The 24234-nt window shown below is 37.5% G+C and carries 23 protein-coding genes; 4 read left to right on the top strand and 19 right to left on the bottom strand.

The annotated features are described in order from the left end of the window. Positions 1-66: 66 nt before the first annotated feature. The 7 genes from A6B43_RS05860 to A6B43_RS05830 all read right to left on the bottom strand — a co-directional run bounded on the left by A6B43_RS05860 (position 67) and on the right by A6B43_RS05830 (position 7745). Positions 67-1116, bottom strand: a complete 1050-nt coding sequence (locus A6B43_RS05860) for an AI-2E family transporter (protein ID WP_124211203.1) — start codon at positions 1114-1116, stop codon at positions 67-69. 86 nt (positions 1117-1202) lie between these two features. Further along, positions 1203-1577: a cytochrome b562 gene (locus A6B43_RS05855; RefSeq protein ID WP_124211204.1), complete on the bottom strand. Its 375-nt coding sequence runs from the start codon at positions 1575-1577 to the stop codon at positions 1203-1205. A gap of 60 nt (positions 1578-1637) precedes the next feature. Continuing rightward, a complete protein-coding gene (fabB, locus tag A6B43_RS05850) occupies positions 1638-2855 on the bottom strand; it encodes a beta-ketoacyl-ACP synthase I (RefSeq protein ID WP_124211205.1) in 1218 nt (405 codons plus the stop codon). Between the two features lie 162 nt (positions 2856-3017). After that, complete coding sequence (locus A6B43_RS05845) at positions 3018-4316, bottom strand: adenylosuccinate synthase (RefSeq protein ID WP_124211206.1); 1299 nt, start codon at positions 4314-4316, stop codon at positions 3018-3020. 153 nt (positions 4317-4469) lie between these two features. After that, positions 4470-5357: a protease modulator HflC gene (hflC, locus tag A6B43_RS05840; RefSeq protein ID WP_124211274.1), complete on the bottom strand. Its 888-nt coding sequence runs from the start codon at positions 5355-5357 to the stop codon at positions 4470-4472. A 2-nt stretch (positions 5358-5359) separates the two neighbouring features. Next, positions 5360-6568, bottom strand: coding sequence for an FtsH protease activity modulator HflK (gene hflK, locus A6B43_RS05835; RefSeq protein WP_124211207.1), 1209 nt, complete (start codon positions 6566-6568; stop codon positions 5360-5362). 97 nt (positions 6569-6665) lie between these two features. Then, positions 6666-7745: an MBL fold metallo-hydrolase gene (locus A6B43_RS05830; protein WP_124211208.1), complete on the bottom strand. Its 1080-nt coding sequence runs from the start codon at positions 7743-7745 to the stop codon at positions 6666-6668. Positions 7746-8048: 303 nt separating this feature from the next. On the opposite strand from A6B43_RS05830, the gene trxA reads away from it, so the two are divergent. Then, complete coding sequence (trxA, locus tag A6B43_RS05825) at positions 8049-8363, top strand: thioredoxin (protein WP_124211209.1); 315 nt, start codon at positions 8049-8051, stop codon at positions 8361-8363. An 86-nt stretch (positions 8364-8449) separates the two neighbouring features. Here the strand turns inward: trxA and A6B43_RS05820 are convergent, their stop codons facing one another. The 4 genes from A6B43_RS05820 to A6B43_RS05805 form a co-directional block, all read right to left on the bottom strand. Continuing rightward, complete coding sequence (locus A6B43_RS05820) at positions 8450-8623, bottom strand: DUF5363 family protein (RefSeq protein ID WP_170152431.1); 174 nt, start codon at positions 8621-8623, stop codon at positions 8450-8452. 73 nt (positions 8624-8696) lie between these two features. Next, complete coding sequence (locus A6B43_RS05815; protein ID WP_124211210.1) at positions 8697-10649, bottom strand: heme lyase CcmF/NrfE family subunit; 1953 nt, start codon at positions 10647-10649, stop codon at positions 8697-8699. Beyond that, positions 10646-11167 (bottom strand): cytochrome c maturation protein CcmE, encoded by a 522-nt coding sequence (gene ccmE / locus A6B43_RS05810; protein ID WP_124211211.1) that lies wholly within the window; start codon positions 11165-11167, stop codon positions 10646-10648. Before ccmE ends, A6B43_RS05815 begins: the two co-directional genes overlap by 4 nt. A gap of 289 nt (positions 11168-11456) precedes the next feature. Continuing rightward, positions 11457-13334, bottom strand: a complete 1878-nt coding sequence (locus tag A6B43_RS05805; protein ID WP_124211212.1) for a SurA N-terminal domain-containing protein — start codon at positions 13332-13334, stop codon at positions 11457-11459. Between the two features lie 160 nt (positions 13335-13494). Between A6B43_RS05805 and A6B43_RS05800 the strand changes: the two genes are divergently transcribed. Together A6B43_RS05800 and rpsO are read left to right on the top strand one after the other, a co-directional pair. Then, on the top strand, positions 13495-14814 hold the full coding sequence (locus A6B43_RS05800) for a cation:proton antiporter (protein WP_124211213.1): 1320 nt from the start codon (positions 13495-13497) through the stop codon (positions 14812-14814). Positions 14815-14943: 129 nt separating this feature from the next. Further along, positions 14944-15213 carry a 30S ribosomal protein S15 gene (gene rpsO, locus A6B43_RS05795; protein WP_124211214.1) on the top strand — a complete coding sequence of 90 codons (270 nt, stop codon included), beginning with the start codon at positions 14944-14946 and terminating at the stop codon, positions 15211-15213. A gap of 51 nt (positions 15214-15264) precedes the next feature. Here rpsO and trhP read toward each other — a convergent pair whose 3' ends face one another. Beyond that, a complete protein-coding gene (trhP, locus tag A6B43_RS05790) occupies positions 15265-16647 on the bottom strand; it encodes a prephenate-dependent tRNA uridine(34) hydroxylase TrhP (RefSeq protein WP_124211215.1) in 1383 nt (460 codons plus the stop codon). A gap of 254 nt (positions 16648-16901) precedes the next feature. Between trhP and map the strand changes: the two genes are divergently transcribed. After that, positions 16902-17708 (top strand): type I methionyl aminopeptidase, encoded by an 807-nt coding sequence (map, locus tag A6B43_RS05785; RefSeq protein ID WP_124211216.1) that lies wholly within the window; start codon positions 16902-16904, stop codon positions 17706-17708. Positions 17709-17820: 112 nt separating this feature from the next. Here the strand turns inward: map and mutM are convergent, their stop codons facing one another. The 7 genes from mutM to ispB all read right to left on the bottom strand — a co-directional run bounded on the left by mutM (position 17821) and on the right by ispB (position 24085). Next, the gene (gene mutM / locus A6B43_RS05780) at positions 17821-18645 is read right to left on the bottom strand and encodes a bifunctional DNA-formamidopyrimidine glycosylase/DNA-(apurinic or apyrimidinic site) lyase (protein ID WP_124211217.1); all 825 of its coding nucleotides are present in this window, start codon (positions 18643-18645) and stop codon (positions 17821-17823) included. 85 nt (positions 18646-18730) lie between these two features. Further along, complete coding sequence (gene brnQ / locus A6B43_RS05775) at positions 18731-20026, bottom strand: branched-chain amino acid transport system II carrier protein (RefSeq protein WP_124211218.1); 1296 nt, start codon at positions 20024-20026, stop codon at positions 18731-18733. 145 nt (positions 20027-20171) lie between these two features. Continuing rightward, positions 20172-20900 (bottom strand): 3-oxoacyl-ACP reductase FabG, encoded by a 729-nt coding sequence (gene fabG, locus A6B43_RS05770; RefSeq protein ID WP_124211219.1) that lies wholly within the window; start codon positions 20898-20900, stop codon positions 20172-20174. A 42-nt stretch (positions 20901-20942) separates the two neighbouring features. Then, the gene (fabD, locus tag A6B43_RS05765) at positions 20943-21878 is read right to left on the bottom strand and encodes an ACP S-malonyltransferase (RefSeq protein ID WP_124211220.1); all 936 of its coding nucleotides are present in this window, start codon (positions 21876-21878) and stop codon (positions 20943-20945) included. A 63-nt stretch (positions 21879-21941) separates the two neighbouring features. After that, on the bottom strand, positions 21942-22361 hold the full coding sequence (locus tag A6B43_RS05760; RefSeq protein ID WP_124211221.1) for a GNAT family N-acetyltransferase: 420 nt from the start codon (positions 22359-22361) through the stop codon (positions 21942-21944). Continuing rightward, positions 22333-23031 (bottom strand): epoxyqueuosine reductase QueH, encoded by a 699-nt coding sequence (locus A6B43_RS05755; RefSeq protein WP_124211222.1) that lies wholly within the window; start codon positions 23029-23031, stop codon positions 22333-22335. The genes A6B43_RS05760 and A6B43_RS05755 overlap by 29 nt, the downstream gene beginning before the upstream one ends. A gap of 70 nt (positions 23032-23101) precedes the next feature. Beyond that, entirely contained in the window at positions 23102-24085 is a 984-nt protein-coding gene (gene ispB / locus A6B43_RS05750) for an octaprenyl diphosphate synthase (RefSeq protein WP_124211223.1), read from the bottom strand. Between the last annotated feature and the right edge of the window lie 149 nt (positions 24086-24234).

The raw sequence follows: 24234 nt of genomic DNA, 5'->3' as shown, positions 1-24234 counted from the left end.
TTATAAGTTACCATCAAAATAGAAAAGGAATCCTAATGGATTCCTTTTTATTTATTACTACTTAATTTATGTAGGTAATTTATCTTCTGCGACATCACCTAATAGCAGAGCATAACGAACTGTGCTTGGGCTGGATTCTAACGCAATTTTTAACGCCATAGTAAGAGGAACTGATAATAGCATACCAACTGTTCCTAATATCCAGCCCCAGAAAAGCAAAGATAAAAATACAACTAACGTTGAAAGCCCTAAACGTCTCCCCATCATTTTCGGTTCAACCACATTACCAATCAACATATTAAGAATAATCACGCCTACCGCTACAATAAATCCAACTGAAAAACCATTTAATAAAAATGCTTGCACTATAATTGGAACACTCGCTAGAATTGAGCCTATATTAGGCACGTAATTGAGTAAAAAACTTAAAGTTGCCCATAGCACAGCATATTGGATACCTAAACATTCTAACAATACCCAAATACCTACGCCGGTTAATAAGCTTGTAATTGTTTTCACCCCTAGGTAACTAATTACCCCTTGTAATGCCCGCTCTATCTGTGTTTCCGTTGTATTGATCTCACTTTTATCTGAGCTCAATACAATTGCCAATCGATGCTTCGCTGTTGGCGCTTCCAATAACATAAAAACAACTACTAATAAAAGCACAAACACATTGGTCACAATGCCCGAAAAACTTAGCAATAATCGGCTAACGAAGTTCATAATTACACTGGGATCAAGTTCATTAGTTAATAACTCTTTAGAGATTGGCAAATTCCATTTATCTGCATAATAAACAAGTAAACTCATTCGCTCGGATAATAAGACTTTATAGCTTGGAATAGAGGCCGTAAATTCCTTCACTGTACTATTGATTAACCCAGCAAGGAAAAAAGAAACAACTAGGAAAAGCACAAAAAGCAAGGCAATCGCAATACCTAACGGAATTTTACGAGCAGTCATCCATTTAATCAACGGGGAACAAATTATCGCAATGAATAACGATAATAGAAAAGGAATAACAATTTCAGCTGCTAATTTTATACCCGCTAAAATAATGATAATAGCGGCAAACGTAACCAAAATACGAGCAATAGAATGTGTTTGTTGCATAATAACTCTTATAAAATATGGTAAGAAACCTACCGCTTGTTCATTCCACAAATAATCTATTTCTAACAAGCGGTGTTTTTACCAAATTATTTGTACTCCGAATGATACATTTTCTTCAAGATTAGTATTTTTTCCACTGACTTTTTCGCTTCATCTAATTTTCCTGCTTTAGCCAGTTCTGTTGCTTTTTCTACTTCATCAATCACTTCTTGCATACCTTTTTGGTAGCCTTTAAATTTTTCTTGATCGTCTTCATCGATACTTGATGGCATCATTTTTTGTGCTTTTTTCGCTGCGACTAAAAATTTTTCCGCCCCTTGTTGAAATGATTCTGACGAGTCCGCCTTTAATAAACTGCTCACCTCACGTCCCATTTGGAACATCTCCATCATAACGTTTGCCGTTGTAAAAGTTGATATTGCCATCAACGCTGTTGCAATTAATAATTTAACTTTCATCATATTCTCCGTAAATAATAATAACAAAAAACGTGGAATCCCACGTTTTTTACCTAATAAAAATTAACCTTTATATTTTTGGAAGATCAAACTTGCATTCGTTCCCCCAAAGCCAAAACTATTTGACATTACCGTTGTTAATTCTCTGTCTTGACGTTCAGTAACAATATTTAACCCAACGGCATTTTCATCTAACGTATCAATATTGATACTTGGTGCAATAAAATTATTATCTAACATCAATAATGAATAGATCGCTTCATGAGCACCCGCCGCTCCCAGTGAATGGCCTGTCATTGATTTAGTTGATGAAATTGCAGGGCCATTCTCACCAAAAACTTCTCGAATTGCTCCTAGCTCCTTCACATCACCCACAGGTGTTGATGTGCCGTGTGTATTGATATATTCAATATCACCTGTAACCGTAGCCAACGCTTGTTGCATACAACGAACAGCCCCTTCACCACTTGGTGCCACCATATCATAGCCATCAGATGTAGCACCGTAGCCCACAATTTCAGCATAAATTTTCGCACCACGTTTTAAAGCATGTTCAAGCTCTTCAACCACAACGACAGCACCACCGCCTGCAATAACAAAGCCATCACGATGTTGATCATAAGCTCGAGATGCTTTTGTTGGTGTATCATTATATTTTGTTGAAACCGCTCCCATTGCATCAAATTCAGTCGCACATTCCCAAGAAAGCTCTTCTGCTCCCCCTGCAAACACAATATCTTGTTTGCCTAATTGGATTAATTCCATTGCATGCCCGATACAGTGTGCTGAAGTTGCACAGGCAGAACTAATAGAATAGTTTACGCCACGAATTTTATAAGGAGTAGCTAAACAAGCTGAAACACTTGATGCCATTGTTTTTGTTACCGCATAAGGCCCAATCGCTTTTACGCCACGAGGCCCCCGAGCTGCATCACAAGCAACTAGCTGGCTATGGCCAGACCCAGTTCCTGCACCGATAACTAGCCCTGTACGATCGTTAGAAACTTGGTCAGCAGCTAAGCCCGAATCATCAATTGCTTCTTTCATTGCTAAATAAGCATAAGCAGCCGCATCACCCATAAAACGATAAATTTTACGATCAATCAACTCTGCAGGATTTAATTTTATCGTTCCCGCAATTTGGCTACGCATACCAATTTCTTTAAACTCTGGAACAAATTCAATACCCGATTTACCTTCACGCAATGAAGCTAATACTTCATCTTTATTGTTACCAATACTTGAAACAAGTCCTAGACCTGTAATTACTACTCTTTTCATTCTTTTCCTCTGAATCTAAGATTAAAAGTTTTCACTATTCTACACAATTTCACTCTTAGGCAGAAATGTTTATCATAGCAAGCGGTCTGATCCGAGCTGTTTTTTGCACTTTCATTCAGACAATAAAACAAAACGCACCTTTCGATGCGTTTAATAGCTAAATTATTCTGCGAATGGATCTCGCAAGATCATTGTTTCTATGCGGTCAGGACCAGTAGAAAGAATATCCACTGGAATTCCTAACACTTCTTCAATCCGCTTAATATAGTTAATAGCATTACGAGGTAGATCCTCTAATTTAGTTACACGGAAAGTATTTTCACTCCATCCCGGTAAGGTTTCATAAATCGGCTCAACGCCTTCCCAATCATCAGCTGCCAATGGCGCATATTCCACAATTTCGCCATTAGGCATTTTATAGGCAACACAAATTTTAAGCTCTTCAAAGCCATCTAATACATCAAGCTTTGTCATACAAAGACCTGAAATTGAGTTAATTTGTACTACACGACGTACAGCTACCGCATCAAACCAACCACAACGGCGAGGACGACCTGTTACAGCGCCAAACTCATTACCTTTACGAGCAATTTCTGCACCAACTTCATCAAATAATTCTGTGGTAAAAGGTCCAGATCCCACTCGAGTACAATAAGCTTTAATAATCCCGAGAACATAATCTAAATAACGAGGACCAAAACCAGAACCCGTTGCAATACCGCCAGCAGTTGTATTTGAGCTAGTTACAAATGGATAAGTGCCGTGATCAATATCCAACATTGCACCTTGCGCTCCTTCAAACAAAATATTATCGCCATTTTCACGAGCTTTATGTAGCAATGTTGTTACATCGGCCACCATTCCTAGAATAGTATCCGCCACTACAAAAACATCATCCAACGTTTTTTGATAATCAACTGGCTCAACGTTGTAATAATTTACCAGTTGGAAATTATAATAATCTAAAATAGCTTTTAACTTATCTGCAAATTTTTCTCGGTTAAATAAATCACTAACACGCAAACCTCGACGAGCCACTTTATCTTCATAAGCAGGGCCAATTCCACGTCCTGTTGTGCCAATTTTATTTTTCCCTAATGCCGATTCACGAGCGTGATCCATTGCAATGTGATAAGGCAAAATAAGCGGGCAAGCCTCAGAAATCTTTAAACGCTCTCGTACATTGATACCTCGAGACTCCAATTCTCCCATTTCCTGTAGCAAAGCCTCTGGAGAAAGTACAACGCCATTACCAATTAAACAAGTTACATTATCTCGTAAAATACCTGATGGAATAAGACGAAGAACGGTTTTTTCACCATTGATAATGAGAGTATGCCCTGCGTTATGCCCCCCTTGATAACGCACGACATATTTCACTCGATCTGTTAATAAATCGACTATTTTACCTTTTCCTTCATCGCCCCATTGAGCCCCAAGAATTGCTACACTTTTACCCATAATAAAATGCCTCTTATGATTAAATAACTATGTATAAATACGTTGAAAAATATTTGCAAAAAACCAACTAATATTACCGCTTGTATTACCTTTTATATTTTTATAAAACAAATTTAAGATAAAAAAGACCCGATAAATCGGGTCTGTATCTCATTATTTTGTCGGTGCTTGCATAAATCGGAAAAATTGGCTATCTGGTTTAAGCAACATCATATTATTTTTACCTTCCTCAAAACTTTGCTCATAAGCTTTCAGGCTTCGCACAAAACTATAAAACTGTGGCTCTTGGCTAAATGCATCTGCATAAATTTTTGCTGCTTGTGCATCGCCCACCCCTTTTAACTGTTCTGCTGTTTTCGTTGCATTTGCTAAAATGAGGATTACTTTTCTATCCACTTCTGCACGAATAAATTCTGCTTTTTCCTCTCCTTGAGAACGATGTTCACGAGCAACGGCAGAGCGTTCAGCTTGCATACGCTGATAAATAGAGGAAGATACTTCATTTGGTAAGTTAATCTGTTTTACTCGAACATCAATAACTTCAATCCCTAATTTTTCAGCACCATCATCACCTGCATTTAACGCTTTCTGAGCTTCCGCCATCAATTCTCCACGAGAACCAGAAACAATATCTTTGATCGTACGATTACCAATTTCAGAGCGTAGGCGGTCATTCACTTTACGGCGTAATAGATCGGCAGCTTTCTGATAATCACCCCCTGTTGCCGTATAAAACTGCCCAAAATCGCTGATTTTCCATTTCACGTAAGAATCTACTAGAAGATCCTTCTTCTCTCTGGTTACAAAACGATCTTCTTGACCATCAAGAGTCTGAATTCTTGCACTTAACCGCTTCATACTATCCAGTATTGGCATTTTAAAATGCAATCCTGGCTCATAAACTACAACTTTATTATCTGAATCACGTTGAACTTTAGTGAAACGTAACATAATGCCACGCTCACCTTCTTTAACAACAATCAGAGACTGAAATAGAACAAAAGCTATCACTGCCAAAACAGGTAATAATAATTTACGCATCATTAAAATCTCCCCTTACGTCCAGACTCTACTACTGCTGGCTGTTGAGCTGGCACTGGAACTGTTGGCTGTACCACTTGTTGTGTAGATTGTGCTGGTATTTCAGTATTTGTATTTAATGATGATTTATTGGTCGTCATTAATTTATCAATAGGCAATACAGTTAGATTATTATTTGCACTGTCCATCATTATTTTCGGTGTATTTTTCATCACTTTTTCCATTGTTTGGATATAAAGACGCTCTTTCATAATATCAGGCGCTAATTTATATTCTGGCAACAGTTTAGTAAATCGTTCAACTTCCCCTTGCGCATTTAACACAACTTGCTCTTTGTAAGCATTTGCTTGCTCAAGAATACGTTGAGCTTGACCTCGTGCAATCGGCTCTTGCCCACGGGCGTAAGCATCTGCTTCACGAATTAAACGTTGTTCGTCTTCTTGAGCTTTAATTGCATCATCAAATGCTGCTTTAACTTCTTCAGGCGGGCGAGCATATTGGAAGTTTACATCAGTAACCACTAATCCCATATTGTAGCGTTTAATAATATCACGCAACGCATTCCATGTATTTTCACGCACAACAGCACGTCCTGTGGTTAAAATATCATCCATTGTCATATGTCCAATCACATAGCGTAATGCACTATCCGTTGCTTGCTTTAAGCTATCGTCAGGATCTTTAACATTAAATAAATAATTTGCAGGATCTTCTACTCGATACTGTACTGTCATCTCAACCTGTACCATATTTTCATCTTGAGTTAGCATTGAGCCATTGGTTTTTTTCTCTAATACTCGTTCAATATTCACAGGGATAACTTCATCAATAAATGTTGGTTTCCAGTTTAAACCCGGCTGTACAATTTCGTACAATTTACCAAAACGGGTCACAACACCACGTTCAGCTTCTTTTATCGTATAAAAACCAGACGCCCCCCAAATAATTCCACCAAGAATAACAGCCAGTGGGAGAAATTTAGATACTGAAAAAGAAGGTAATTGATTTGAACTACCGCCATTGCCACCTTTTTTACCACCTATTTTTTTCAATAAATTGCTAAATACCTCTTCTAAATCAGGCGGTTGTTGGCTATTTTGTGTATTTTTTGATTCTTGTTCTGAATTTGGCGAACCTTGCTCTTGTTCAGGCTTTTTCTGTCCGGGTTTACCCCAAGGATCTTGTTGATTGCCGGATTCATTCCACGACATAATTTTCTCCACGAAAGTGTATTTAAACGTATTTTAAAAAAACGTAAGCACTGGATTGTACCTATTTCAACCCTATTTGGCTAGAAATTTGGCTTAATTATTTGATATCTTGCCACCATAATAACGTTTGGGTCTGGCGATTAAACACTTCGCCTAATAATGGTGTTAAAGTTTCAATTCCATATTCTTTTACTAACGGCACGCTCCGTTCAACAGGCTCTTTCCAGCCGTGAATAGATAATGCATAAGCCCCCCAGTGAATTGGCATAAAACGTGTTGGTTGAATAATCTTTGCAACCTTTGCCGTTTGCTCTGGCATCATATGATTATCAATCCACGTTTGGTTATATTGCCCATTTTCAATAAAAGCAATATCAAAATTACCAAATCGTTGAGCGATCTGCTGGAAATGAATACCATCACCAAAAGAAGAATCGCCCGAATAGTAAAACTGTTCTGATGATGTTTTAAATACATATCCTGTCCATAGCGTTTTATTACTATCAAATAATCCTCTTCCAGTATTATGCCTTGCAGGTACTGCCGAAATTTCTAATACGCCTAGATTTGTTGATTGCCACCAATCTAGCTCTCTAATACGCTCAGGCCCAATGCCCCATTTTTGTAATAACACTCCAACACCAAGCGGTACGATAAAGCTTGTTTTTTGCAATTTATAATACTCAATAACATCTCGATCTAAATGATCATAATGATTATGACTAATAACGATCCAATCAATCGGTGGTAATTCTACTAAATTTGCAGGCGGGGATTGAAAACGTTGCATCATAATAGGAAGCGGTGAAACAGACTGAGCAAAGACAGGATCAATAAAAATTGTCTTTCCGCCCATTCTTGCTAACAGAGAACTATGCCCAAACCAAATAAAATTTGCCTGCTCCGTATCATCTAAAAAAACTGAAAAATTTGGCTTTTGTGTAGGTAACTGCTCTGATGGCATAAATTTATGTTTATGAAAAATCATCTTCCACAAAGCACTTAGCACTTCCCCTTTATCCACTTTTTTTCCTGGTATCAAATTGAAAAAACTCTGTTTTTCAGGATTATAGTGATCACTTCTTACATACTTAGGATACTGAGCGGGGTAAAAATAATAGATAAGGCCAATTACAGAAAGCCCTAAAAAAGCGAGATATTTTGTTAATTTTTTCATTATTTTCCAAGAATATTAAGATAAAAATCAATTAGAACTGGAATAAACTTGCGCCCCGATTACTAAGATTTCAATACGTTATGTTTAATATTGCATAAATTTACATTACGTATACAAGCTCTCTCATTTTTACTAAAACAAAATATTCACGATTATTTAATAATATGTAGCCTTATTACAATTAATAATTACAGTAATCAATCTTTAGCTATTGAAAAGTAAAGCAGAAACCCCTATCTTACTTATCCATAAGTATTTATTGCTACAATATCAGCAACTCTTTTTATCAAATAAGGAAAAACTATGGCTAATATCATTCATACAACTGATGCAACATTTGAACAAGACGTTTTACAATCTGATGTCCCTGTACTACTAGATTTTTGGGCTCCGTGGTGTGGTCCGTGCCGAGCAATTGGCCCAGTATTAGATGATCTTGCTACTGAATTAGGTGATAAAGCACGCATTGTGAAAATGAATGTTGATGAACATCAACAAATTCCTGCCAAATATGGTGTGCGTAGCATTCCTTTCTTACTCATTTTCAAAAATGGGGAAGTCGTGGCTCAACAAGTAGGTGCACAAAATTTACCTGCATTTCTAGAAAATTTAGCATAAATAATTAAGAAAAAGCGAGCCAATGGCTCGCTTTATTTTTATCTATCTTAGTACATAAGATTACTTAGCAAGATAATCGTATATACTCACTTTAGTTCTTTCTCGGCGACATTAGATTTGCCTTCTTTCTTTGGATCAAATTTAACAATTGGAACACAACTACGGCAAGCTCCATTCTCTACGCCTAAATCCTTACAAAGTTCATTGTATTTTTCAATAAGTCCTTTTAGCCAACTTTTTTTGCTGTTTTTCTCTAACATTTGCTTTACCTTTCTCATAAATACAACTCAAATTATTTTGATTTAGCCGTAAATTTTTAAGCTAAAAATTCGGCTATCCTACCGCTTTTGTCGTAGATCTTAAACGATAACGTTTATCCAATATACACAACAAACCGCCTAATACCATAAATAGCCCACCAAACCAAATCCAACGAATGAACGGTTTATAATAAAGACGAATGCCCCAAGAACCGTCTTCTAATTGCTCACCTAATGCAGCATAAAGATCGCGGGTAAATCCCCAATCAATTGCTGCTTCAGTCATTCCCATTTTACTCACATTATAAAAACGTTTTTCAGCATGTAAAGTCGCTTCATATTTTCCGTGCTGAGTAATTTCAATTTCTGCTGTTCCACCTACATAATTAGCGCCATCGCTATCTTTAAGCCCCTTGAAGGTAAAATTGTAATCTAAAATTTGTACGCTATCACCAATATTCATTCTCACATTTTTTTCTATACTAAAATTATGGCTAAAAGCAATACCAAAAACTGTCATCGCCACCCCAAGATGAGCGGAAATCATTCCCCAGTGAGAGCGAGATAATTTTGTTATCCCAGTAAAAAATGAAGAACGATGGCTCGCACGTTGATGAAGTTCATATAGGCTTAAAAGTACAATAATCATTGACATCATCGTACCGAGTACCGCACTTAGCGTAATTAAATTACCAAATAAATAAGGCAACCCAACGCCACACAACAACATCAAAATAAGACTAATAAACACAGGAGTACGAATAGCCGAAAATTGATCTCGTCGCCATTTTACAAGCGGTCCAATTCCCAATAAAAATGCAAATGGGATCATTAACAACATAAACATTCGATCAAAGAACGGCGCACCAATAGAAATTGATCCCAATCCGATTTCTTTATGAACAAGCGGTAAAATTGTCCCCAGTAATACAACAGATAAAAATGCCATTAACATAACATTATTTAGCAATAATACTGACTCTCGTGAATACGTTTGGTAATTATCTAAACTTTTAATTTTATTCCCTTGATAAGCATAAAGTAATAGTGAGCCTCCAATAATGACCGCTAAATACGCAAGAATATATAAACCACGAGTTGGATCAGAAGCAAAAGCGTGTACAGAAACTAATACGCCAGAGCGAACAAGGAACGTCCCCAATAAACAGAGTGAAAAAGCTAAAATAGCGAGTAGTACCGTCCAAGCCTTAAAAGTCGCACGTTTTTCTGTTACCGCTAAAGAATGGATCAATGCCGTGCCTGCAATCCAAGGCATTAAAGATGCATTCTCAACAGGATCCCAAAACCACCAGCCACCCCAGCCGAGTTCATAATATGCCCACCAAGATCCTAATACAATGCCTAGCGTTAAAAACATCCAAGCGGCCATCGTCCATGGGCGAGACCAGCGAGCCCAAGCTGTATCAAGCCGTCCTGTCATCAACGATGCAATCGCAAATGCAAATGCCACAGAAAAACCAACGTATCCCATATAGAGTAAAGGGGGATGAAAAATCAGTCCAATATCTTGCAACATCGGATTAAGTTCTCGCCCATCTGCTGGAAAATCTGGAAAGGTTCTCTCAAACGGATTAGATGTAAAAATAATAAAAATAATAAAACCAATACTGACAATACCCATTACACCCAATACTCGGGCGACCGCTTCTTCTGGCATTTTTCTGCTAAAAATAGCTACCGCAACACTCCATAAAGAGAGTAGCCAGATCCATAGTAATAATGAGCCTTCGTGGGAACCCCAAACTGCTGCTAAACGGTATTCTAAAGGCAATAACGTGTTTGAATTATTCACAACATATTGCACACTAAAATCATTCACAACAAATAAATAAAAGAGTGAACTAAATGCAATACTTAACGCCAAAAATAATGCCCACGTTATTGGGCGAGCAAGCGAAATCAATGTAGCATTGCCTTTTTCTGCACCAACAAGCGGTAAGATCCCCAATAAAATTGACAATGCTAAACTTAATGCAAGGGCATAATTCCCTAATTCAGCAATCATTTCTGCTCTCCCTGATAGAGACGATCACGCTCTGATTCTTCTTTCAAATCAGTTGCTGATACGCCCATTGGCTGGTGTTTTTTCTTCATCTGTTCACTTAAATCTGGAGGCATATAATTTTCATCGTGCTTTGCCAGCACTTCCGTTGCCTGTAATTTAGTTGGTTCAATCAAAACGCCTTGTGCCACAATACCCTGCCCTTCACGAAATAGATCAGGCAAAATACCTTCATATTCCACTTGAATTGCAGGCCCAATATCGTGTAAATCAAATTCGACTTTTAAACTTTTTTGATCCCGTTTTACCGAGCCTTCAACCACCATTCCTCCAACACGAATACGCTGCCCAACTTCAGGCTTAGTATTAGGATTATCCTGCTTGCCATAAATAATTTCTGATGGCGTATAGAATAGGTCAATATTTTGACTTAATGCATACAGCGTAAGCCCTGCTGCAACAGCTACTCCTGATAAAATAGCTAATACAGTTTTAAGTCTTGATTTACGTCTTGGGTTCATACTTTCCCCTCAAATCCACTTCAAAAAATAATAAAAAATCGTTTCAACAATTGCAGTAAAGTACAAGTAGTTTATCAAAAAATAGCAACATTCCATTGCAATCTGTCTTCTACTTAACAACAATCCGACAAAAGTTTGATAATATTCAAACTTTTTACACTAACAAGCGGTCAGTTTATAAAGAAAAAACACAGCAACCGAGATTTTTATAGCTATTGCTCTTGATTTTAGCAATAAAAAACGCTTGGGCCTTTCAGAACAAGCGTTTTCAATTTATTTGATGACGATATTATTTTTCTGAATTGTTCATCTGCCCGATAAACTCTTCATTAAATTCAATTTTAGCTCGTCCTCTCAAATCTTGTAATAAATCGCTGCGTAATGTTGCTCGTTCCGTTTGAATAAATGGTTTTTCAAGCTGTTGGAAATCAGCTAAATTGCCATCTTCTACTTTATCCAATGCAACCACTACAATATCTCCTGCATTATTTTTCATTGCTTGATATTGCGATACCTGCGTTGGTTTTGGCATTGCAAAAATTAATTTTGACAAAAGTGGCTGAGTAACTTGAGCTTGAGCAAATACCAATGTTTGTGCAGGTTCAAAGTTCACAGAGTGTGCTTTATCAGATGCTAATGCCTTAACATCTTCTTGCGCTTTAGCCATCAATATTTTTTCTGCTTTTTCACGTTTTACAGCAACTTCAAGTGCGTTTTTTGCCTCATCAAAGGTTTGATTACTCTGTGCCTTATAATTACTTACTCGTACAAAGATTGTCTCTGAATGGTTACCTTCGCTTAGATCAATCGCATCTGAATTCTGCCCCGTTTGGCTTAAATCACCGCTAAATAATACCTTTAATATTTTTTCATTATTTAACTCTTGTGGAACATTTTCACGAGTAAACTCTGTGGTTTGTTGCACTTTAGTATTTGCTAATTCTGCTACAGCTTCAAGAGAACTACTATTCTCAAAAGCTTTATTTGCCATCTCTCTTGCCATATTTGAGTAATCTACTGTGGCTAACTCATTACGAATAATATCCGTAATTTGCTCTTTAACCTGCTCAACAGGAACAACTTTACTCTCTTTACGTTCCAATACCTTGATAATTGAGTAACCATCATCTACTTTTATTGGCTCACTTACCTGCCCCACTGCCAACGTATTCATCGCATCTTCAAAGGCTTTTGGATAAGTGCCTGATTTTGCCCAACCTAATTCACCACCGTTTGAACCTGATAATTTATCTAACGATTTTTCTTTTGCTAAAGTTGCAAAATCTGTACCTGATTTTAATTGCTGTTCAACAGTTCTTGCACTTTCTTCATTAGCAAGTTGAATATGAGCAACCTTAACTTCACTTGGAGAAATATAATTTGCCTTATTCGTTTGATAATAATTTTCGATCTGTTCTTGTGTTACCTGAATTTTATCTGCAAAGTCTTTCGGCGTAATTGATACATATTCAACAGTAAATTTTTCTGGATTGATAAAAGAAGTTTTGTGTGTATCAAAATAGGCTTGTAATTCCTCATTAGAAGCGGTCTGATTTGCCATCTCTTTTGCAACAGAATAAGTTGCTAATCGCACCGTGCGTTTTTGGAATAACAGCTTAGCTAATAACTCTTTCTGAATAGGTAAGATAAAATCACTGTTAATAATCCCTTCTTGTAGCTGAGAAAATAACATACCCTCACTAACGATTGAAGCATATTGATCCGCACTTAAATTATTATTGACTAACAGTTGTTGATAGAGAGCGTTATCAAATTTTCCATCTCGTTGAAAACTAGGCGTATTAACAATTTCTTGTTTTATTTGATTTACGCTAATACCCATTTTAAGGCTACTTGCATATTGGCGTAGTAGTTCATTATCAATCAATTCATTTAAAATAGAATCATTAAACTGTTTGACATATTCCGGGTTATCTAATGCATCCCAAAAACGCTCCCCTAACTGTTGATTTAACAAATTTTGTTGACGATTTTTAGCCGCATTAAATGCTTGTTGAGAGATCTCTTCACCATTGACTTTCACGGCAGATGTATCTTGACCAAGCAACGTTCCACCAATTCCCCCCAACACAAATGAAAGAGAAACAAGGCTGAAAATAACTTTAAATGCGAAACTATTCGTTTTCTCGTGCATTTTTTCAATCATTGCAATTTTCCTAAATAAAAAGATAAAATTTTTGCGATTATACTTAAAAAGCGGTGAGTTAGCCAATTTGATTTAATGCTCAGTTATTTTTGATTTTTTAAGCAAAATTTGGTTTAATTTACATTCTTTAACGTACTGCAATACTTTCTAAGGATACTGTATGGGTATTTATGCTTATATTTGCTTTCTGTCTGCACTTTCTATTTTATTAGGTTTTTTTACCAGCAAAATTAGTGCTAAAGTACAATCTACAATTGCAATTACTGCATCAGCAATGGTAGGTTCATTAGCGTTACTCTTCTTTGGTTGGCTCGGGTGGTTTAATATCGACACGGTTGCCAAAGAAGTAATGGAACAAGTTGATTTCAATAGTTTTTTACTAAATGGAATCTTAGGCTTCCTGCTTTTTGCAGGTTCATTGGGGATAAAACTCCCTGTAATGAAAGATCAAAAATGGGAAATTACAATTTTTGCTCTATTCTCTACCACGGCTTCCACATTCTTCATCGGTGGTGTCCTTTACGTAGCAAGTCATTTAATTGGCTTACCAATTGATTTCATTTACTGTGTACTCTTTGGGGCGTTAATCTCACCAACAGACCCTATCGCTGTACTCGCCATTATCAAAAATTTACGGGCTCCCAAAAGGCTGTCAATGCAAGTCGAAGGTGAATCCCTATTTAATGATGGTGTTGGATTAGTTGTTTTCACTACGGTTTTTGCAGTAGCATTTGGTGGACAAGAAGCCACTTTTAGCGGGATTTTAGGTTTATTTATGCACGAAGCTATTGGGGGAATTTTACTCGGCTTTGTACTTGGATTTATCGCTCATCTTCTCATTTCTTCAACCGATGATGGTAGTATGGAAATTCTACTTACTCTTACCATTCCAACAGCTGGCTTTATGTTAGCCAATAATGTACTTCACGTTTCAGGTGCATTAGCAATGGTTGTTGCGGGTATAATGATCGGTAACTGGACTCGCCATTCAGGCTTCTCAGAACAAAGCCAACGTTATCTTGACCACTTTTGGGAAATGATCGATCACTTCTTAAACTTCCTACTATTCTTCCTCATCGGCTTTGCATTATTACTAGTTGATTTCAATATCTATGGCATTATTTTAATGGTCATCGCTATTCCAATCTGCCTTTTATGCCGTTATGCAAGCTTATGGGTACCATTTAAAATTTTACAACGCTTTCGCACTTATAATCCATTTACCTTAAAAATTATGACGTGGGGAGGATTGCGAGGTGGTTTAGCCCTTGCAATGGCGCTAGCAATCCCAGCAAAAACAGCATTTGTTAGTGGAATCGATGTCAAAGACTTAATTCTAGTGATGACCTATTCTGTGGTAATGTTCTCTATCTTAGTACAAGGTACAACGATCGAACCGATTATTCGGAAATCAAAAACGGTTGACCCAAATAAGGAAGAGTACTTACAACCAACTAATCAAACGAATCAACACGAATAATTTTTTTAAAAGTTAATAAAGGCATTGATCTAAATAGGCTTTGCCTTTAAAATTCGAAGCTTCGTGTCATAGCTGAATTAGAGATCGGCTATTGATGAATATAAACTAACTACTTTTTAGGAGTAAAAAATGTCTCTAAGTGTAGAAACAAAAGCAAAAATTGTTGCTGAATTTGGTCGTGATGCAAAAGACACTGGTTCTTCAGAAGTGCAAATCGCACTTTTAACTGCTCAAATCAACCACTTACAAACACACTTTGCACAGCATAAGAAAGACCACCACAGCCGTCGTGGTTTATTAGGTATGGTTTCACGTCGTCGTAAATTATTAGACTACTTAAAACGTACCGATCTTGCTAAATATTCAGAAACTATCGCACGTTTAGGTTTACGTCGCTAATTTCAAACATAAAAAAACCGAGCAAATGCTCGGTTTTTTTATCTCTAAAATCTAAGATTTATGCGGATTACGAGTATTACTTCCCACCAAATTACGCATCAACAATGCATAATCTAATTCAACATCTGCTGGTACATCAAGATAAACAAAATGCCCATCACCTAAACCTGCTTCAACCGATTCATTTTTTCGATTCAACATTCTCTCAAGTTTAAAAACAATATTGCCTTTTGGTGTCATCATTTCAACTTCGTCCCCTAATAAGAACTTATTTTTAACAGCAACTTCTGCCATTCCTTGTTCATTACGTTTCCCCGTAAATTCTCCAACGAATTGCTGTTTTTCCGAAATTGAATAACCATAATCATAATTTTGATATTCATCGTGGCTATGGCGCTGTAAAAAACCTTCCGTATAGCCACGATGAGCAAGACTTTCAAGCGTATCCATCAAACTCTCATCAAATGGTTTTCCTGCCACTGCATCATCAATCGCCTTACGATAAACTTGTGCCGTTCTTGCACAATAGTAGAACGATTTAGTCCGCCCTTCAATTTTCAATGAATGTACACCAATTTGGGCTAATTTTTCTACGTATTGTACGGCTCGCAAATCTTTTGAATTCATAATATAAGTACCGTGCTCATCTTCATAAGCGGTCATTTGCTCATCAGGTTTTTGCGTTTCCGCCAGCAAGAAAACTTTGCTGGTACTCTCTCCTTCCCCTAAGGTTGGTGCGACATTTTTGATTTCAATTTGTTGGGCAGGGTCAAACTTTGCAGGAACGATATTCCCTACCTCATCAATTTTTCCTTCTTCCACTTGATATTCCCAACGGCAGGCATTAGTACAAGTACCTTGATTTGGATCTCGTTTATTGATATATCCCGATAGTAAACAACGCCCTGAATATGCCATACACAACGCCCCGTGTACAAAAATTTCAATTTCCATATCTGGCACTTGCTGACGAATTTCTGCAATTTCATCAATAGATAATTCTCGAGATAAAATCACACGGGTAAGCCCCATTTGTCGCCAAAATTTAACTGTTGCCCAATTCACTGCATTTGCTTGCACAGAAAGGTGTACATCAATCTCTGGAAAATGTTCACGCACTAACATAATTAGTCCAGGGTCAGACATAATCAACGCATCTGGCTTCATTGCTACTACTGGCTCAAGATCCCGAATAAAGGTTTTTAATTTTGAATTATGCGGAGAAATATTCACCACAACATAGAATTTTTTACCCAATGCGTGGGCTTCATCGATCCCTATTTTTAAATTAGCGTGATTAAATTCATTATTACGCACACGCAAACTATAACGTGGTTGCCCTGCATAAACAGCATCCGCTCCATAGGCAAAAGCATAACGCATATTTTTTAACGAACCCGCAGGCGAAAGTAACTCTGGTTTATTTTGTAACATTTCAAATCTCTTTCTGATAACAAGTCAGGACTTTCCAGCTAAATAACACTCCTTTATTTAACCCTTTACGGAAAGCATAAAAGGCGTTATTTTGTCGGAATAACGCCTTTTGTGCAAATTTTTTCGAGAAATGCCCGCTTGTTTATCAAAATTACTGGTAATAAGCTACTCACACTCCCTAGTTATCACTTACTGAATTATCTCTCCAAACAAGGTATAATTCACCTACATTTATTTTCTATGAGAAATTATTGATGAAAAATATCCCAATCCATTCTCAAGCAGATATTGAGAAAATTCGCACAGCTTGCAAATTAGCCTCTGATGTATTGGTAATGATTGCACCTCACGTAAAAGAAGGTATTACCACGGGTGAGCTTGATCGTATTTGCCAAGACTATATTGAAAATGTGCAAGGTGGAATTCCAGCCTGTTTAGGCTATCATGGCTTTCCTAAAGCGACTTGTATTTCACTCAATGAAGTAGTCTGCCACGGTATTCCCAGTAATGAAAAGAAACTCAAAAAAGGTGATATTGTAAATATAGATGTTACCGTTATTAAAGATGGTTTCTACGGTGATAATTCAAAAATGTACGTGGTTGGTGAGCCGAGCGTACGTGATCAACGCTTAATGGAAGTTACCCAAGAATCTCTTTATAAAGCATTACGAGTGGTTAAACCTGGTATTCGCCTAAATTTGATTGGCAAAACTATTCAAGACTATGTTGAAAAAGAAGGCTTTTCTGTCGTACGTGAATACTGCGGACACGGTGTTGGTGCAGAATTCCATTGTGATCCACAAGTATTACACTATTTTGCTGACGATAGCGGTGTAATTTTACAAGAAGGTATGGTTTTTACCATTGAACCAATGATTAATGCAGGCAAAAAAGAGATCCGTACAATGAGCGATGGCTGGACAGTAAAAACCAAAGATCGTAGCCACTCTGCACAATATGAACACCAGATCTTAGTAACCAAAGACGGCTGTGAAATAATGACCATTCGTGATGAAGAAATTGAATCAGGCAGAATTTCTCGCCTAATGAACAATCTCTAATCTCATTTAACTGTTATAATTTATCAATAAAAAAAACCGCTTGTAATACAAGCGGTTGTTTTATATAAAGATTACCAACAATCTTACCGTCTGCCATTATTAGAAGATAAAACTACCTCGGTAATTTTTGACATTTAGGGCAAAAAAAACTATTACGCTGTCCAAGTACTTTAGCCTGAATAAGCGTGCCACAATCGTTGCAGGCTTCACCTTTTCTCCCGTAAACTTGTAGCACTTGTGCAAAATAGCCTGGCTTTCCATCTGGCTGAATAAAATCCTTTAGTGTTGTTCCACCTTGTAAAATAGCTTTTGTTAGTACGTCTTTTATCACAGTAGCTAGCCTTTTACACTGTTTTAAAGTCAAATTTTGGGTCGCAAACTCTGGGTGAATGCCCGCCATAAAAAGTGATTCGCAAGCGTAAATATTACCTACACCAACCACGACCGCATTATTCATAATAAAATTTTTTACGGCAACCGTTTTATTTCGACTTTTTTGGTAAAGATAATCGCCTGTAAAATTATCAGAAAGTGGTTCTGGGCCTAATCTTGTAATGAGTGGCGAAGACTCTGCATCTTTTGCCCAAAGCCAAGCCCCAAACTTACGAGGATCGTTATAACGTAAAATTGTTCCATCTGTCATTATCAAATCAACGTGGTCGTGCTTGCCCGCAGGCTTTTTCTGATCTTTAGTTAAAATACCTAAAGAACCCGACATTCCCAAATGGACTAAAATATCACCCCGTTCTGTATGAAAAATAAGGTATTTCGCTCGGCGATAGATAGATAAAATAATCGCTCCGCCCATTTGCTCTAATTCATCGCTAACTCGCCAACGCAACTGTCTTTGACGTACCCAAACGGCTTCAATCGTTTTCCCAACAAGGTAAGGTAAAATTCCTCGCACACTCGTTTCAACTTCTGGTAATTCAGGCATTTCTGATTATCTCCATAAAACAAGCGGTCAGTTATTCTCAACATATTGCAAAAAGTATGAGAAAACTGACCGCTTGTTTAACTAATTATTCTGCGTGTTTCGCGGCTTTCGCAATAATATAACCTACTACACAGCCAACAATCGCAAACGGTAACCACTCCATTGAATATTCTTTAAATGGTAGATTTGCAACAGCCTCAATACCAATCACAGATAAAATTGAGACGATGGTAACCAATGCAATAGCTAAACGTTGTGCTAAAAGTGGTAGCTTAAACACCAAATTGATGAGCAATAATAAAATTACTGTCATTGAAATTGGATAAAGTACTAATAATACCGGAACAGATTTGCTAATTACCGCACTTAAGCCTTGGTTTGCAATCGCAAAACTGATGACGATAAAGAGTACTACATAAGTTTTATATGAAATTTTTGGGAAAATTTCGTGGAAATATTCACTTACGGCAACAGCCAATCCCACGGTTGTTGTTAAACAAGCAAGAGATACAATCACACCTAACATAATACGCCCTGCATCACCAAAGGTTTCGGTTGCTGCTGTATTAAGAATATAAGTTCCAATATTTTGCCCTTTTGCCGTTAAATCTGCTAAAGTTTCCGCATTCATTGGTAAATTGTTGCCAATCCAGCCTAAAGAGATATAAATAAGCGCCAATGCAACTGCCGCAACAAGACCAGATAATATAGTTTGTTTCACTAAAGCTGAGTGGTTAGTTACTTTTGCTTTAATTGCATTAAGTACAATTACTGAAAATGCTAAAGAAGCTAGAGCATCCATTGTAAAATAGCCTTCTAAAATACCTTTAGAAAAAGCGCTTTCCATTACAGGTTTATTGGTTAATACCACAGTATCACCCGTTAGCAAGAAATAGGCTTTAACGACTAAGACAATAATTGCAATTAGTAGAATTGGAGTTAATACGGCTCCAATGCGATCAACCATTTTTGATGGGTTTAAGCTTAACCATAAAGCAATTGCAAAATAGATAAGACTAAAAATGAAGAGTGATAATGCACTTGGCTCACTTAAAAAAGGTAAAATAGCAATTTCATAAGCAGTAGCCCCTGTACGAGGACCTGCAAAGAAAGGTCCAATGGCAAGATAGATTGCCATTAAAAATGCAATAGAAAACCACGGGTGAATACGATTTAATATTTGCTTATAACCGCCTTCATAGAAAGCCGCTACAATAATACCAAGTAGTGGTAATCCTACGCCAGTAATAACAAAACCTGAAATAGCAGACCAAAACTCTGTTCCACTATCTAAACCCAATTTGGGTGGAAAAATAAGATTGCCTGCACCAAAGAAAATGGCAAAGAGCATAAATCCAACAACTAAAACACTTTTACTCATTAGTAATACCTCAAATAAATTATATATTTTTATCTCTACACGCTATCAACAACACCTTGCAGAAATATTTAAAAACGCTAAATCACAAGGCTAAACGATAAAACTGACTTTACAAAAATCTGCTTAAATCAGACCGCTTGCATTGTTAGCTCATATACAAACCACCATTAACGTGGAGAGTTTCACCTGTAATATAACCTGAATCTTCAGAAGCTAGAAAAGCAACTGCTTTAGCAATGTCTTTAGCCTGCCCTAATTGACCCGCAGGAATTTGGTTTAAAATTACATTTTTTTGCTCATCAGTAAGCTCATCGGTCATATCTGTTGCAATAAACCCTGGAGCAACTACGTTTACTGTAATTCCCCGAGAAGCAACCTCTTTTGCTAACGCTTTTGAAAAACCAACAACACCCGCTTTTGCCGCACAGTAATTTGTTTGCCCTGGATTCCCCGTTGAACCAACCACTGAGCCAATGGTAATAATACGCCCAAAGCGTTTTTTCATCATTGTACGCAATACTGCTTTTGATAAACGATAAACAGAGGTTAAATTTGTTTGAATAATATCGAACCATTCATCGTCTTTCATTCGCATCAATAAATTATCACGAGTAATTCCTGCGTTATTGACTAAAATATCAATATCACCAAATTCCTCTTTAATTCTCGCTAATACTAACTCAACAGATTCAACATCTGCTACGTTTAATACTAAACCTTTACCTTGTTCGCCTAAATAAGCCGAAATACTTTCTGCCCCTTTTTCAGACGTAGCTGTACCAATAACAAATACACCTTTGGCGGATAATTCTTCGGCAATAGCACGCCCGATACCACGGGTTGCTCCCGTTACTAATGCGATTTTATTTTGCATATATTCTTTCCCTCCTGATAAAAAACTATTTAAATATAATAATTAAAATGTGATAGCCTCTAACGATACTACATCATTTACCGCTTTAGCGATAATTTCTTTCGAAATACGGCTTGCTAGCCCAGTTAAAACTTTATTAGGGCCAACCTCATATAAATTTGTTACCCCTTCTTCAACCATTTTTTCAATAATTTCTGTCCAACGAACAGGGCTATAAAGCTGACGCACCAATGCTAAACGAATTGCGGCTGGATTCGTTTCCACTTGAACATCAACATTATTAATCACTGGCACATTAGGTGCATTAAAGGTTACGTTCACTAAAGCCTCTGCAAGCTGATCTGCCGCTGGTTTCATTAACGCACAATGAGAAGGCACACTTACGGCTAAAGGTAATGCACGTTTTGCCCCTGCCTCTTTACATAGCTCACCCGCTCGCTCTGCGGCTTTTTTCGTCCCTGCAATTACAACTTGCCCTGGAGAGTTGAAATTTACTGCAGACACCACTTCGCCAGTTTCCTGTTGGGCTTGTTCACAGGCCTGAATAATTAACTCATTCGCTAACCCAATAATCGCAAACATTGCACCTGTTCCTTCCGGCACTGCCGATTGCATTGCATTACCACGCAGTTCCACTAATTTAACAGCCTCTTGAAAATCTAATACCCCTGCACACACTAAGGCAGAATATTCCCCCAAGCTATGCCCTGCCATTACTGACGGTTTCTGTTCTGGGAATTTTTGTTGCCAAATACGATAAAGGGTAACCGATGCCGTTAATAATGCAGGCTGGGTACGTTGTGTTTGTCCAAGCTCTTCGGCTGTACCATTTTGAACTAGATCCCATAAATCATAGCCCAATACCTCGCTGGCTTGCTGGAAAGTTTGTTCAACCACGGGGTAAAGCGGTGCAAGATCCGCTAACATTCCAACCGCTTGCGATCCTTGTCCTGGAAAAACCATTGCAAATTTAGTCATTATTTATCCTATTTTAAAATTTGAATTTATCTTCCTTAATTTTAGGAAAACACTCAATGTATATTATTTTCTTACGTAATCTTTTCTGACTAGCCGGCAATAATGTCCAATAGTTTGCCAACCTAATACTTGATAGAGATATTGTCCTTGTTCACTTGCACACAATAATCCTTTAGATATGCCACGCTCTTTTGCATCTTGTGTTAATAAATTTATTACCATAGAAACATAGCCTTGACGGCGAGCATTTTCTGCCGTGTGACTACAATCATAAACGACAAAATCACCGTAGTAACCTACCTGTCCTTGACTGAGCATTTCACCTTGTTCATTGCGTATAATAATGGCTAGACGAGCATCTGATTTCTGGTTTTCAATAGCCATATTATCGGGTAAAGTAACAGCTTTTACTCGCAAATTTTCGTTATACATCATAAAAGCAGATAACCGCTTGTTAGTCTGCTGAATAGTATAACTTTCCAATTTCAATTTTCTGGCGACCTTGTGCTTCACGCCATTTATTAGTATCACGCAACGAGTAAACACAACCGCAATACTCTTGTTGGTAAAAACGCTCACGTTTACTAATTTCAATCATACGCTGAGATCCACCTGCTTTTCGCCAGTTATAATCCCAATAAACAACGTCATCATATTTTTCCGCCGCACGGTGTCCACAGCCGTTGATTTGGTTCATATCTTTCCAGCGAGAAATCCCCAAACAGCTCGTAAACACAGGGAAGCCATTTTCGTGAGCATATTCGGCAGCTTTTTCAAACCGCATATCAAAACACATTGTGCAACGAATACCGCGTTCTGGCTCATCTTCCATTCCTTTAGCACGATCAAACCAATTTTGGCGATCATAATCAGCATCAATAAACGGAATACCCCATTTTTCTGCAAAACGAATATTTTCATCTTTACGGATCAAATACTCTTTCAATGGGTGAATATTTGGATTATAGAAATAAATGGTAAATTCAATTCCCGAAGCGTGAATAGCTTCCATTACCTCCCCCGAACAAGGGGCACAGCAGGAATGCAATAGTAATTTATTATGCCCATTTGGCAATTCTAACTTTTCACGCACAAAAGGGGCATTAGGATCTTTTCCCTTACGGGTTTTCTTTTTAATTGGTTGGTCTATCATTGAAATATTTTTTGTTATGTAATTGTTTATTATGTATCCGAAAAAAGAGGGAATGTCTAGTGTTAAAAGATCAATATGAACGTTCAACAGACAAATACGCTAACGAAACCAATGCCTGTTTATATTCACTTTCTGGTAAAATAGCGATTGCATCAACGGCTTTTTGAGCCTCTTGTTTGGCTCGTTGCATTGTATAATCCAACGATTTTTGTTCTGCCATAATAGTAAGAATTTCATCAAGCGCTTCACGTTTTCCGCCTTGTTCAATCGCTTCACGGATCAATGCAGATTGCTGTTCATTCCCGTTACGCATTGCGTGTAATAATGGGAGCGTTGGCTTGCCTTCTGCAAGGTCATCACCCACATTTTTACCTAATTTTTCTGCATTAGCACTGTAATCTAAAATATCATCAACTAATTGAAATGCCGTGCCTAAATAGCGTCCATACATCTGTAATGCTTTCACTTGTTCGGCATCTGCACCTGCAACTAATGCCGCACATTGCGTGGCTGCTTCAAACAAACGCGCTGTTTTGCTATAAATCACCTGCATATAATTTTCTTCGCTGATATTAGGATCATTCATATTCATTAACTGCTGAACTTCCCCTTCAGCAATAACATTCGTTGCATCAGACATCACCTTCAGTACAGGGAGAGAATTTAAACTGGTCATCATCTGAAATGCCCGAGTATAGATAAAATCTCCCACCAATACACTTGCCGCATTACCAAAACAGGCATTAGCTGTTTCTTTTCCACGACGCATATCCGATTCATCGACGACATCATCGTGAAGTAACGTTGCCGTATGAATAAATTCGGCAAACGCTGCACAGGTAATATGTTCTTGTCCTTGATAGCCTAACGCTTTGGCTGACAACACTGCAATTAAGGGGCGAATACGCTTACCGCCACCGCTGATAATATAAAAACCCAGTTGATTGATCAGGGAAACATCTGAATTAAGTTGAGCTAAAATAGCCTGATCAACAGCATCCATATCTGTTTTAGCAAGGGCAGAAATCTGTTCAAGGGTAAGTTGCATTGTCATTAGAATTTTTATATTTGAAATAAGGGGGGATTTTACCTTAATGTTCGGGTAGGTTCAAAATAAGAATGTAAACAAGCGGTCTGTTCCGATGAGAAATTTGTAAATTTCTCGCCAAACTGACCGCTTGCGATCATCAAATAATAAAATAG

This window comes from Vespertiliibacter pulmonis (assembly GCF_013377275.1).
GTDB classification, from domain to species: Bacteria; Pseudomonadota; Gammaproteobacteria; order Enterobacterales; family Pasteurellaceae; genus Vespertiliibacter; species Vespertiliibacter pulmonis.
Note: the sequence above shows the minus strand (reverse complement) of the source record. Positions and strands in the feature narration are given on the sequence as shown.